Genomic DNA, 12325 nt, shown 5'->3' with positions numbered 1-12325 from the left:
AAAAAATTAAAATATGAAAGTGAAAACAATTTTGGTGTCACAGCCTGAGCCTAAAGTAGAGAATTCTCCTTACTTTGAGTTACAACAAAAGCATAAAGTGAAAATTGATTTCAGGCCTTTTATTCATATAGAAGGAGTTAATGCTAAAGAGATCCGTCTTCAAAAGATAGACCTAAATAATTACACCGCCATTATTTTAACAAGCAGAAACGCAGTAGATCACTTTTTTAGAGTTGCTGAGGAAATGCGATTTAAGGTTCCTGAAGGATTAAAATACTTTTGTCAATCAGAGGCAGTTGCATTTTATTTACAAAAATATGTAGTTTACAGAAAACGTAAAATCTATGTAGGACCGAAAGATTTTGCAGATTTATCTCCACTGATAAAAAAATACAAAGACGAAAAATTTCTTTTACCGGCTTCTGACCAATTAAATGCAGATGCCCCTATTACATTAAACAATCTAAAAGTTGACTGGACGCAAGCTGTTTTTTACAAAACAGTAATGAGTGACTTGACTGACTTAGCCGATGTTTATTATGATATCCTAGCTTTCTTTAGCCCTACTGGAATAAAATCTTTGTATAAGAACTTTCCTGACTTTGAGCAAAACAATACTAGAATTGCTGTATTTGGAAGCACAACACAAAAAGAAGCTTTAGATCACGGTTTGAGAGTAGACATCCTAGCCCCTACTCCTAATACACCATCGATGACTATGGCACTAGAAAAATATATAGCTGAAGCTAATAAAGGGAAGAAAGAATAATCTAACCTAATTACAATACTATTAAAAAATCATCTCCCTGAGGTGATTTTTTTTGATTTAAATTGAAAAACACATTCGTCAAAAGAAGATAAAACGTCATCATTGTTTTAATCTAATTGATTTTACCTAAATTTGATTTCATAATTTAACTAGTTACCTGTTTAAAGTTTCAAATAAGAAGTTATGAAAATCAATTCATTAGTAGTCGAAATAGACGGTATCGATAAAGAAATTTTGCGCTACCTCATGGAAGATGCCAGAAAGCCCATTTTGCAAATCGCTAACAAAATAGGAATTTCCGGAGCAGCGATACACCAACGCTTACGTAAACTAGAACAATCAGGAGTTATCTCTGGCTCTAAATTCATTGTTAATAACAAAATATTAGGTTACAACACCATGGCTTTTGTAGGTGTATATCTGGACAAAGCGTTACGAAACCCCGAAGCTGTCAAAGAACTTAAAAAAATTCCCGAAGTATTGGAATGCCATTACACTACAGGAAACTGGTCGATATTAATAAAAATAATTTGCCGCGATAACGAACATTTGATGCAACTTTTAAATACTAAAATCCAAGCAATTGAGGGCGTATCAAGAACTGAAACCTTTATTTCATTAGACCAACAAATAGATCGCCAAATCCAGCTATAAAAAAACCGCCTCATTATGAAAGGGAGGCGGTTAATCTTGAAAATTCATGTCTTAGTAAAGGTGCTTAATCTCTACGGCTACTTCCTCCCATATAAATAGAAATATAATACAGTAAGGTAGCAATAGATCCTAATGCTGCAACCACGTAGGTTCTAGCAGCCCATTTCAAGGCATCTTTCGCTCCTGCTTGCTCTTGCTGAGTTAACATACGCTTGTTTTCCAACCAAGCCAAAGCACGATTACTAGCATCATACTCTACAGGTAAAGTAACTATGGAAAATATTGTAGTTGCGGCAAAAAGTACAATTCCGCCCAACAGTAAAGCCGGGAAAGTATTGATCAGCAAAATCCCTCCTAATAATACCCACTGCATATAACTGGAAGCAACATTAACAAAAGGAACTAGTTTAGATCGCATTGTTAACCATTGATATCCTACGGCATGTTGTACCGCATGGCCGCATTCGTGTGCAGCCACTGCAGCGGCTGCCGCATTGCGCTGATTGTAAACTGACTCACTTAAATTAACAGTTTTATTCACTGGATTGTAATGATCTGTCAATTGACCTGGAGTCGAAATAACGCGTACATCCCTAATGCCATTATCAACTAACATTTTCTCAGCAATTTCAGCACCCGACATTCCGTTTTGTAAATGCAATTTCGAATAATGTTCAAACTTGTTTTTTAGTCTTGAACTAACTAACCAGCTAAAGAGCATGATCGCTCCTGCAAGAATTAAATAACCCATTCCCATATTTTTGTCTTTTTTAGTTTTGTTTATTAAGTACAATGTAGCAAATTCTGAACCAATTTTAGTGAGTGTCAGTTTGGCATTCGTTAATTATATCCAAATAAAAAATCCAAATCTCAACTTTTGTCGAAATTTGGATTCTTAAAATAATCACTCGTTACTAGCACTGGCAACTAACTTTTGATTAGATGTACTAGCCTACTAAATTTATTATTTTTCCAGGAACGATAATTACTTTATTAGGAGTTTTGCCTTCTAATTGTTTTATGGTTCTCTCATCTTTCATGACGATTTCTTCAATTTGTTCTTTGGTTAAATCCAAAGGCAAAGTGATCGTAAAACGCATTTTTCCATTGAAGGAAACCGGATATTCTTTCTCGCTTTCCACTAAATATTTAGCCTCAAAAACTGGAAAAGGAACTAATGCAATCGAACCTTCATGACCTAAAACCGACCATAATTCCTCGGCAATATGCGGTGCATAAGGCGAGATCACTATCGCTAACGGTTCTAGAATCGCACGCGAGTGGCATTTTTGAGTAGATAGTTCATTAACGCAAATCATGAATTGCGAAACTGAGGTATTGAAAGAGAAATTCTCAATATCATCAGCGACTTTCTTAATGGTTTTGTGCAAGGTTTTTAAGTTGTCTTTGTTTGGCGCCTCATCAGTAACCACTAAAGTTTCTTCTTCATAATACAAACGCCATAGTTTTTTCAAGAAACCAAACACACCCGAAATCCCTGCGGTATTCCAAGGTTTTGCTTGTTCTAAAGGTCCTAAAAACATTTCGTACAAACGCAAAGTATCGGCACCATATTCAGCACAAATATTATCTGGAGTTACTACATTGTATTTCGATTTAGACATTTTCTCTACTTCGCGACCTACTATATATTTTCCGTTTTCGTCTAAAATAAATTCGGCATCTTTATACTCTTCTCTCCATGATTTGAATCTTTCTACATCTAATTCATCTGATGAATTCACCATAGAAACATCAGCATGAATAGAGTTTATTAAAATTTCTCCAACAGTTTCAATTGGCATTTTCTCAGGAAACAAACTACTCAATTTTTTCAAATAAATATCTTTCGCTTGAGCTAATTCATCTAAATCACCCTTTAATATTTTATCATATTTATGTTTAGAAATAAAAAACGATCCCATTTGCTTGATCATATCAAATCCTTCTGAGTGTGCAGACATGACCATCCAAGAAAACCTATAAACAAAAGCACTTGTTCCCAAAATCATTCCCTGATTGATGAGTTTTTTGAATGGTTCTTCAGTTGGCGAAAAGCCTTTGTCTTTTAAAAATTTGTTCCAAAAACGGGAGTACAATAAATGACCCGTTGCGTGCTCGTTTCCGCCAATATACAAATCCACACTTTCCCAATATGCCAATGCTTCTTGGCTTGCAAACTCCTTTTCGTTTTTTGGATCCATATAACGCATCCAGTAAAACGAACTTCCAGCCCAACCGGGCATAGTATTCAGCTCTAATGGAAATATAGTCTGGTTATCGACTAAATATGTATTTACTACTGTATTGTTTACACTATCCCAAGCCCATACTGTTGCGTTTCCTAACGGAGGCAAACCATCTTCGGTAGGTAAATACTTTTCAACTTCTGGTAAAATGATTGGTAAGTGCTGTGCATCAATCATTTGTGGCAATCCATTCACATAATAAACCGGGAACGGCTCTCCCCAATATCTTTGACGAGAAAAAACAGCATCACGCAAACGGTAATTTGTTTTTCCTTTTCCTTGTTTTATTTTCTCTAAAGCTTCAATTGCTTTGTAAGTTCCTTCTTTGTAACCTAGTCCGTTCAAGAAATCAGAATCTACTAATTTAAATCCTTCTTTAGAACCAAAAGCAGCTTCGCTAATATCTTTATCAAAAATATTCTTGATCGCAGGCATTCCCTTTTGATCTTTAAAGAAATTAGTAAAAGCATAATCACGCTCGTCACCACAAGGTACTGCCATTACCGCTCCTGTTCCGTAACCAGCCAACACATAATCACCTATCCAAACCGGAATAGGTTCTTTCGTAAAAGGATGCTCGGCATAGGCACCAGTGAAAACTCCTGATATTGTTTTAACATCGGCCATACGTTCTCTTTCAGATCGTTTGGACGTTTTTTCAATGTAAGCTTGTACCGCTTCTTTTTGTGCCGGTGTAGTAATTTGAGCCACCAACTCGTGCTCTGGAGCCAATGTCATAAACGTCACACCAAAAATAGTATCAGGGCGAGTGGTAAAAACATCGATTCTCTTAGCCTCTGAATAGGGAACAGTGATACTATTTAATTCTTCAGTTATGGTATCTAAAACTCCCGCTAAGTTTCCTAATATTTCTTCGTTTTTAAAACGAATGACTTTAAATCCTTTTTCAACTAATGCATCTGTTCTCAAATTATTCTCCTTCTGCATAGCATCATGAGTATCAACATCGACTTCAATCACCAATTTTTTTGAAAGACAAACAAAATCAACACTATAATCTGAAATTAGGTGTTGTTGGGTAAACTTAACATCAAGAGCTTTTGATTTTAAACTTAACCACAATATTTTCTGTGCATCAGAAAGTTCTTCAGAATCCAAGTTCTCTTCTAATGCGGGTAAGATTGATATGGGGAAAGAAACCATTGCGCCAACACTCTTTCCTATCCAATTGCGCTGACTTTCTTTGATGCTTTCGCTCCAATCGATATCATTTAATCCTTGCAACAAACGCTCCGCATAAGCCGAAATACGCATGCTCCATTGTGTCATTTTTTTACGCACTACTGTAAATCCGCCACGTTCCGAAACTCCATTTACGATTTCGTCGTTAGCTAAAACTGTTCCTAAACCTGGACACCAGTTCACTTCGCTTTCTGCTAAGTACGTTAAGCGGTATTGTAATAGAATTTTCTCCTTAGTATCTTTTGCGTAAGCATTCCACTCGGCTGCAGAAAAAACAGCTATGTTATCATCACAAACTGCTTTTATATTTGCATTTCCTTCCTTTTCGAAAACAGCAATCAACGTTGTAATATCCTCTGCTTTATCAGATTCTTTATTGTACCAAGAGTTGAAGAGTTGAATAAAAATCCATTGTGTGTGTTTATAATACTCTGGATTAGAAGTACGCACCTCTCTATCCCAATCAAATGAAAAACCTATTTGGTCTAGTTGCTTTCTATAACCTGCAATTTGATTGCCTTCTTTATCAAAACCACCATCGATGTTTACACTAGTAGTATCCTCAGGACGTTGCCCTGTTTGGATAGCGTACTGTTCTGCTGGCAAACCGAAACTATCGTATCCCATAGGGTGCAAAACATTGTACCCTTGATGTCTTTTATATCTGGAATACACATCAGACGCAATATAACCTAGTGGATGACCTACGTGCAAACCAGCTCCTGATGGATATGGAAACATGTCAAGAACATAGTGTTTTGGCTTAGCTACGCTCGATTCGGCTTCGCCTTGGGTTTCAGAATAATTGTGTGCTGCAAATGTTTTATTTTCAGCCCAATACTTTTGCCATTTGGCCTCAATTTCGTTCGGATTGTACTTCATTATATAATTTCAAAGTTGCAAAGCTGCAAAGTTTCTAAGGTTTTTTATTTTAATATCGTGCGGGCAAATTTACGTTTATTGTACGAAAGTTAAAACTTTGGGCGTTATTAACTTCATATAAAGAAATTCTTTATTATTTTTACCCCATAATTAAAGTAAACTATGAGTTCTTCATTTGATAAGTTTCAAAAACGCAGGTTAATTTCGTCTTATTTTTCGGTTGTGCTAAGTGTATTCTTGGTGTTATTTCTTTTGGGTATCTTAGGATTGTTTATTATAAATTCTCAAAAGTTAGCGAATGATTTTAAAGAAAAAATAGCCATGACGGTTTTCTTTAAAAACGAAGCCAACGATACGATTTTGAAAGCTTTTGGAACCGAATTAAAAAAAGCGCCTTATGCTAAGAGTATAGATTATGTTACCAAAGAGCAAGCAGCAAAGCTACACACGGATATTATAGGAGAAGACTTTATGACTTTCCTTGGCGAAAACCCTCTACAGAATTCTTTCGACATTCATTTAAAAGCTGATTATGTTGAAAAAGACAGTATTGCCAAAATTGAAAAAAACCTTCGTGCCAATATCATGATTTCGGATATTGTATACGATAAGCAATTAGTAAATCTTGTAAATGACAACATCAAGAAAGTGAGTATGTGGATTTTAATCATAAGTGGTTTCTTGACATTTATAGCTGTTTTATTAATTAATAGCTCTTTACGTTTATCCATTCATTCGAACCGATTTATTATTAAAACCATGCAAATGGTAGGTGCAACCAAATCATTTATTAGAAAACCATTTGTGATGCGTAGTGTAAAACTAGGAATGATTGGTGCTCTGCTAGCTATTTTTGCCTTAGTGGGTGTTCTACTATACGTAGAAACAAGTTTTCCTGATTTAGGTATCTTGGACAATCCTATATTGACAGGCATTTTGCTAGCTGCTGTATTTGCTATTGGAATACTTATCACTTGGATAAGCACTCATTTTGCTACCCAACGCTTCTTGAATTTAAGAACAGACGATTTGTATTAATATTTAAATAGGAATGAAATTACTTCGTTCCATACAATGACATTATGAAAAACAACGAACAAAAACAGGAATTTCTCTTCGGAAAAAGTAATTACACAATCTTATTAATTGGAATAGGAGTAATTGCTCTTGGCTTCATATTAATGTCTGGAGGTGGTAGTGATGATCCTGCTGTTTTTAGTGATGCAATATTTAACTTTAGAAGAATTCGTTTAGCTCCAACTACTGTTTTGATTGGTTTTGGGATAACCATTTATGCTATTTTGAAAAGTCCTAAAAAGTAGGCTGTACCGCATAGCAAATCACGATTCTAGGCTGCCCTGCCTCTACTTTTCTAACATACATTTCCATGAATACATTACAAGCTATCCTTATAGCAATTATTGAAGGGCTTACTGAATTTTTACCCATCTCATCTACCGCTCACATGGGTTTCACGGCAGCACTGCTGGGAATGCAAGAAAGTGATTTTTTGAAAATGTTTCAGGTTTCGATTCAGTTTGGTGCCATATTAGCCATCGTCGTTTTGTATTGGAAAAAATTCTTTGATTTTAAAAACGTTACTTTTTATTTAAAAATGGCTTTTGCCGTTATACCTGCTTTGGTACTAGGATATCTTTTTGATGATAAGATCGAAGCTGTTTTAGGTAATCAAATTGCGATATCATCTGTTTTAGTCTTAGGAGGTGTTGTTCTTTTATTTGTAGACAAGTGGTTTCAAAACCCCACTATCCTTGACGAAAAAGATATTTCTATCAAAAAAGCAATTACCATTGGTTTTTGGCAATGCCTTGCTATGATGCCTGGAACATCTCGATCTGCAGCTTCGATTATTGGAGGGATGACTCAAGGCTTAAGCAGAAAAGCGGCAGCCGAATTTTCCTTTTTCCTGGCTGTACCTACGATGTTGGCTGTAACTGTATACTCTGTGTTTGTAAAAACCTGGGGAAAAGGAACAGCTACTGAAATGAAAGGGTTCGAAATGATTTTACAAGATGAAAATCATATCCAACTTTTTCTGTTAGGAAACATTATTGCCTTTGTGGTTGCACTACTAGCTGTAAAAACATTTATTACCGTGCTAACAAAGTACGGATTTAAATTTTGGGGTTGGTACCGAATTATAATTGGAATCGCCTTATTAATCTATTTTTACACGAAGTAATGGAACGATTAACTGCTGAAAACTACCTTGAGGGACAAATTTTACTAATTGATAAACCGCTAAAATGGAGTTCATTTCAAGCAGTGAACAAATTAAAATATGCGCTAATAAACAAAGTGGGGCTTCCTAAAAAATTTAAAATTGGTCATGCAGGTACGCTAGACCCTCTAGCTACAGGTTTGCTTTTAATTTGTACAGGGAAATTTACCAAAAGAATTTCGGAACTTCAAGGTCAAGCCAAAGAATACACTGGAACCTTTTTTATTGGAGCAACCACTCCATCGTATGATTTAGAAACCGAGGTAGACCAAACTTATCCTTTTGATCATATTAACGAGGCATTAATTCACGAAACCGTAAAACAGTTTTTAGGAGAAATAGATCAAAAACCACCTATATTCTCTGCTATCAAAAAAGATGGTGTACGCTTGTACGAACACGCACGTGCTGGTGAAACCGTCGAAATTGCCTTTAGAAAAACGACAATTCACGAATTTGAAATTACCAGAATTGAGTTGCCTGAAATTGATTTTAGGGTAGTTTGTAGCAAAGGAACCTATATTCGTTCTCTTGCATACGATTTTGGTCAAGCCATGAATTCTGGCTCCCATTTAACGGCTTTAAGAAGAACAAAAATTGGTAATTACAACGTGAATGACGCTACTGATGTTACTTTATTTGAAGATCAACTTTAATAGTTATGAATTATAGAGTACCATACTTATTGTTATTCTATATCATTTCGTTTATGGCTTTTAGCCAAGATAAAAAAATTACCTATACTCAATTTGATGTGACAATTGCTCTAACGGGAAATCCCAATCGAGACGAAGTTGATCCATACACAAACAAAAAACAATCTTTTTTTATACCAGACGGAATTGGGTCTAAATTTGGTTATGGCGTTCACCATAAAAAATGGATTGCAGTAGGAGTGCACGGTGGTTTGAACTGGGAATGGTCCAGTAAATTAGTGGTAGCTCCCATTTATGCCAATTTTAGAATAAGTCCGAAAATAAGCGATGAAACTAGAATTACACTACAAGCTGGATTAGGGAAAGCCATTGCCTTAGGTCGTGGGAACTTAATAGGTGATTATAAAAAAGTTAGTTTGGGGATCCAAACTGCTGATGATCTCCTGATTTTTATAGAGCTGAACCACTATACGATTCCTATAAACAAACAAGCTGACTCTGGAAACATTAGCATAGGAATTGCCTTAATTAGTTTTTAACGCCTGGATTTTGCCCCTGACAGTAGCGGTAGCCCCGACTGAAAAACCCTCTTTTTTACGGTCGTTACAGAGCGACCGGCGGAAGCTCCTGCAACGACCTTGTAAAAAATGGGTTATGAAAAAGGGCTTAAGCGAATGGCTGGAATAGGCCCTGCAATACTAAACTATTCTTGTGCGATTTGATCGAGATCTAACATCATATCGATTAATTCTGATTGCGTAGACAATCCTTTGTCGTGCAGATACCACATTTGTAGGTCAGTCTTAATAGTTTCATCAATTACACCGTGCTCTTTTTTATAATTTTCTATTAGTTCTGTCGCACCATTAGGTCTAGGCCCCCAATGTGCTAAAGCGCCACTAGTTACTTTATTGATAACGATTAGCTTAGGAATAGATTTGGCTTTATTCGTCAAGAAATGATTCATCAATTCCTCATTTTCATCTCGTAAAACGATTCGAAGATCAATTTTACCCTCGGATTGTTCGGCCATTTTATCAAAAATGGGCAGCAGTTGGGCGGCGTCACCACACCAACCTTCAGAAATTACGATCCAAATATATTCGTGTTCTAGCGCTTGTAAACTAGTAACTACCTCAGGCAGGATTTTCATCGTTTTATCTAAACGGTGCATTCTAGTTTCATTTAAAGTGCTGTAATGGGTTAACGCCTCCGATTGATCGTTACCCGTCGACTTATTTTCTCGCAACAAGTCAGTTACTATTTTACGGTATTCTATATAGGAGTGACTATTAAAAAGTGCTTTGCCAATTGTTTTGTCCATGATTGTATATGTTTTTGTAAAGTTACCTAAAAATAATTATTTAAAATATGACAAAAATCAATCAATCAATAATTGAAAAGTGTAATTTTATGATATGGAATCTTACAAGGATATTATTAATTCAAAATCAATAGGCCTAGCGCTTTCTGGGGGAGGTTCTAAAGGTTTGGCTCATGCCGGTATACTCAAGTTTTTAGAAGAAAACAACATCAAACCAAAGGCTATTTCTGGAACAAGTGCTGGTAGCGTTGTAGGTGCTTTATACTCTTGGGGAAAGTCACCAGAAGAAATTTTAACCTTCTTTAAATCTATTTACTTTTTTCACTGGAGGCATTTTACTTTCAAAAAAGCGGGGCTAATCGACTCGGAATCATTCAAGGCGTATTTCACAAACATATTTGAAGATGCTGTGATAGGCGACTTAAAAATCCCTATGAAAATCACAGCCACAGATATGGTGAAGGGAAGACTAAAAATATTTGATTCGGAAACAAAGATTGTGGACGCCTTACTAGCTTCGTCAGCTTTTCCTGGTATTATATCTCCTTATGAAATTAACAATGAACCTTTTAGTGATGGCGGAATTCTAAACCATTTCCCAACTGATCTTTTACAAGGACATTGTGAAACAATCATAGGTGTTTATGTAAGTCCAATACAAAAAATTGAAGCCAAAGATTTACATTCGATTCGCACGGTAACAACGAGAGCTTTTGATATTTTTTCGGCTAATTCTAATCTGCAAAAATTCAATATCTGTGATTGGGTTATTGAGCCGAAGGAACTCAGTATTTACAGCACATTTGAGACAAATAAGACGAAAATGGACTTGATATTCAATATAGGGTACCAAGCGGCTAAAGATTCGTTTGAAAAACAAAATCCATAAAATATACGACCTCCTATTTCACAAAAAAAGAATATGACTATATTTGCACTAAACAACGCAACATAGACATGAAATACAAAAGAATTCTTCTAAAATTAAGCGGCGAAGCTTTAATGGGTGATAGACAATACGGTATTGATCCCGTAAGATTAGCTGAATATGCTGCCGAAATTAAAAAGATTCACGAGCAAGGTATCGAAATAGCCATTGTTATAGGTGGAGGAAATATTTTTAGAGGTGTCGCTGGAGCCAGTAATGGTATGGACCGAGTGCAAGGAGATTACATGGGAATGTTAGCAACTGTAATTAACGGTATGGCATTACAAGGTGCTCTTGAAGATAAAGGAATGCTAACGAGATTACAAACTGCTTTGAAAATTGAAGCCATTGCTGAGCCCTACATTAAAAGGAGAGCGGTACGTCACTTAGAGAAAGGTAGAATTGTAATTTTTGGTGCTGGAACAGGAAATCCTTACTTTACTACTGATACAGCTGCTGTACTTCGTGGTGTTGAAATTCATGCCGATGTTATCCTTAAAGGTACTCGTGTGGATGGTGTTTATGACTCAGATCCAGAAAAAAATGCTGGAGCCATAAAATTCGACACAATATCATTTGACGATGTTCTTAAAAAAGGACTAAACGTGATGGACACAACCGCTTTTACTTTAAGTCAAGAAAACAAATTACCAATCGTGATTTTTGATATGAACAAAATAGGTAATCTAGAGAAAATTTGTGCTGGTGAAAATATTGGTACAGTAGTAAACATATAATAAGCCTAAAACCCATTCTTACAATAGGAGAAAGAGGAAAAAGGAATACTAAATTAAGACAAAATGACTGAAGAAATTGAATTTATACTAGATAGCACCAAAGAATCTATGGCAGGTTCTATTGCTCACTTAGAAAAAGAATTTTTAAATATTAGAGCAGGAAAAGCATCACCAGCTATGCTAGGGAGTGTTTTTGTAGATTATTACGGCTCAGCAACCCCGCTTTCGCAAGTATCAAAAATTAGTGTTCCTGATGCTAGAACAATTACTTTACAGCCTTTTGAGAAAAACATGCTTCATGTAATCGAAAAAGCAATCATGGTTGCTAACATAGGTTTTAACCCAATGAATAACGGAGATTTAATTATCATTAGCGTTCCACCATTGACAGAAGACCGCAGACGTGATCTTGCAAAACAAGCAAAAGCGGAAGCCGAAGACGCTAAAATAGGTGTGAGAAATGCTCGTAAAGATGCTAATACCGAGATTAAAAAATTAGAAAAAGACGGAACATCAGAGGACATTTGTAAAGATGCTGAAGAGGAGGTTCAAAATCTTACTAATAGCTTCATTAGAAAAGTAGAAGAATTACTAGTTACAAAAGAAGCTGAGATCATGAAAGTATAAGCTTTTCATTCCTCTAAAAATAGAATCCGTTTTGTTAACAGTAACGAAACGGAT

Annotated in this window: 13 protein-coding genes; 10 read left to right on the top strand and 3 right to left on the bottom strand. The window is 35.8% G+C overall.

Going from position 1 to position 12325, the window contains the following annotated elements; genetic code table 11:
• The first annotated feature begins 13 nt into the window (after nucleotides 1-13).
• Nucleotides 14-769, top strand: coding sequence for a uroporphyrinogen-III synthase (locus tag H8R22_RS04045; protein ID WP_187008813.1), 756 nt, complete (start codon nucleotides 14-16; stop codon nucleotides 767-769).
• A gap of 183 nt (nucleotides 770-952) precedes the next feature.
• Nucleotides 953-1423 carry an Lrp/AsnC family transcriptional regulator gene (locus H8R22_RS04040; protein WP_187008814.1) on the top strand — a complete coding sequence of 157 codons (471 nt, stop codon included), beginning with the start codon at nucleotides 953-955 and terminating at the stop codon, nucleotides 1421-1423.
• A gap of 64 nt (nucleotides 1424-1487) precedes the next feature.
• Here the strand turns inward: H8R22_RS04040 and H8R22_RS04035 are convergent, their stop codons facing one another.
• A complete protein-coding gene (locus tag H8R22_RS04035) occupies nucleotides 1488-2180 on the bottom strand; it encodes a zinc metallopeptidase (RefSeq protein WP_187009587.1) in 693 nt (230 codons plus the stop codon).
• 190 nt (nucleotides 2181-2370) lie between these two features.
• Nucleotides 2371-5757 (bottom strand): leucine--tRNA ligase, encoded by a 3387-nt coding sequence (locus H8R22_RS04030; protein ID WP_187008815.1) that lies wholly within the window; start codon nucleotides 5755-5757, stop codon nucleotides 2371-2373.
• 162 nt (nucleotides 5758-5919) lie between these two features.
• On the opposite strand from H8R22_RS04030, the gene H8R22_RS04025 reads away from it, so the two are divergent.
• The 5 genes from H8R22_RS04025 (at nucleotide 5920) to H8R22_RS04005 (ending at nucleotide 9194) form a co-directional block, all read left to right on the top strand.
• Nucleotides 5920-6795 (top strand): cell division protein FtsX, encoded by an 876-nt coding sequence (locus tag H8R22_RS04025; protein WP_187008816.1) that lies wholly within the window; start codon nucleotides 5920-5922, stop codon nucleotides 6793-6795.
• A gap of 44 nt (nucleotides 6796-6839) precedes the next feature.
• The gene (locus H8R22_RS04020) at nucleotides 6840-7079 is read left to right on the top strand and encodes a DUF3098 domain-containing protein (protein WP_187008817.1); all 240 of its coding nucleotides are present in this window, start codon (nucleotides 6840-6842) and stop codon (nucleotides 7077-7079) included.
• Nucleotides 7080-7144: 65 nt separating this feature from the next.
• Entirely contained in the window at nucleotides 7145-7960 is an 816-nt protein-coding gene (locus H8R22_RS04015; RefSeq protein WP_187008818.1) for an undecaprenyl-diphosphate phosphatase, read from the top strand.
• Complete coding sequence (gene truB, locus H8R22_RS04010) at nucleotides 7960-8655, top strand: tRNA pseudouridine(55) synthase TruB (protein ID WP_187008819.1); 696 nt, start codon at nucleotides 7960-7962, stop codon at nucleotides 8653-8655. The genes H8R22_RS04015 and truB overlap by 1 nt, the downstream gene beginning before the upstream one ends.
• A gap of 5 nt (nucleotides 8656-8660) precedes the next feature.
• The gene (locus H8R22_RS04005) at nucleotides 8661-9194 is read left to right on the top strand and encodes a hypothetical protein (RefSeq protein WP_187008820.1); all 534 of its coding nucleotides are present in this window, start codon (nucleotides 8661-8663) and stop codon (nucleotides 9192-9194) included.
• A gap of 164 nt (nucleotides 9195-9358) precedes the next feature.
• On the opposite strand, the gene H8R22_RS04000 is transcribed toward H8R22_RS04005, so the two are convergent.
• Nucleotides 9359-9979 carry a thioredoxin family protein gene (locus H8R22_RS04000; RefSeq protein ID WP_187008821.1) on the bottom strand — a complete coding sequence of 207 codons (621 nt, stop codon included), beginning with the start codon at nucleotides 9977-9979 and terminating at the stop codon, nucleotides 9359-9361.
• 94 nt (nucleotides 9980-10073) lie between these two features.
• On the opposite strand from H8R22_RS04000, the gene H8R22_RS03995 reads away from it, so the two are divergent.
• The 3 genes from H8R22_RS03995 (at nucleotide 10074) to frr (ending at nucleotide 12271) form a co-directional block, all read left to right on the top strand.
• On the top strand, nucleotides 10074-10868 hold the full coding sequence (locus H8R22_RS03995; protein WP_187008822.1) for a patatin-like phospholipase family protein: 795 nt from the start codon (nucleotides 10074-10076) through the stop codon (nucleotides 10866-10868).
• Nucleotides 10869-10936: 68 nt separating this feature from the next.
• A complete protein-coding gene (pyrH, locus tag H8R22_RS03990; RefSeq protein WP_187008823.1) occupies nucleotides 10937-11644 on the top strand; it encodes a UMP kinase in 708 nt (235 codons plus the stop codon).
• Between the two features lie 63 nt (nucleotides 11645-11707).
• Nucleotides 11708-12271: a ribosome recycling factor gene (gene frr / locus H8R22_RS03985; protein WP_187008824.1), complete on the top strand. Its 564-nt coding sequence runs from the start codon at nucleotides 11708-11710 to the stop codon at nucleotides 12269-12271.
• The last annotated feature ends 54 nt before the right edge of the window (nucleotides 12272-12325 follow it).

Source organism: Flavobacterium kayseriense (genome assembly GCF_014305095.1).
In the GTDB taxonomy this organism is placed as follows: domain Bacteria; phylum Bacteroidota; class Bacteroidia; order Flavobacteriales; family Flavobacteriaceae; genus Flavobacterium; species Flavobacterium kayseriense.
The sequence above is the reverse complement of the archived record's forward strand: the minus strand, read 5'-3'. Positions and strand labels throughout refer to the sequence as shown.

Coding starts and splice junctions, on each gene's coding strand:
- H8R22_RS04045 (WP_187008813.1), top strand. CDS start 14: ATGAAAGTGAAAACAATTTTGGTGTCACAGCCTGAGCCTAAAGTAGAG.
- H8R22_RS04040 (WP_187008814.1), top strand. CDS start 953: ATGAAAATCAATTCATTAGTAGTCGAAATAGACGGTATCGATAAAGAA.
- H8R22_RS04035 (WP_187009587.1), bottom strand. CDS start 2,180: ATGGGAATGGGTTATTTAATTCTTGCAGGAGCGATCATGCTCTTTAGC.
- H8R22_RS04030 (WP_187008815.1), bottom strand. CDS start 5,757: ATGAAGTACAATCCGAACGAAATTGAGGCCAAATGGCAAAAGTATTGG.
- H8R22_RS04025 (WP_187008816.1), top strand. CDS start 5,920: ATGAGTTCTTCATTTGATAAGTTTCAAAAACGCAGGTTAATTTCGTCT.
- H8R22_RS04020 (WP_187008817.1), top strand. CDS start 6,840: ATGAAAAACAACGAACAAAAACAGGAATTTCTCTTCGGAAAAAGTAAT.
- H8R22_RS04015 (WP_187008818.1), top strand. CDS start 7,145: ATGAATACATTACAAGCTATCCTTATAGCAATTATTGAAGGGCTTACT.
- truB (WP_187008819.1), top strand. CDS start 7,960: ATGGAACGATTAACTGCTGAAAACTACCTTGAGGGACAAATTTTACTA.
- H8R22_RS04005 (WP_187008820.1), top strand. CDS start 8,661: ATGAATTATAGAGTACCATACTTATTGTTATTCTATATCATTTCGTTT.
- H8R22_RS04000 (WP_187008821.1), bottom strand. CDS start 9,979: ATGGACAAAACAATTGGCAAAGCACTTTTTAATAGTCACTCCTATATA.
- H8R22_RS03995 (WP_187008822.1), top strand. CDS start 10,074: ATGGAATCTTACAAGGATATTATTAATTCAAAATCAATAGGCCTAGCG.
- pyrH (WP_187008823.1), top strand. CDS start 10,937: ATGAAATACAAAAGAATTCTTCTAAAATTAAGCGGCGAAGCTTTAATG.
- frr (WP_187008824.1), top strand. CDS start 11,708: ATGACTGAAGAAATTGAATTTATACTAGATAGCACCAAAGAATCTATG.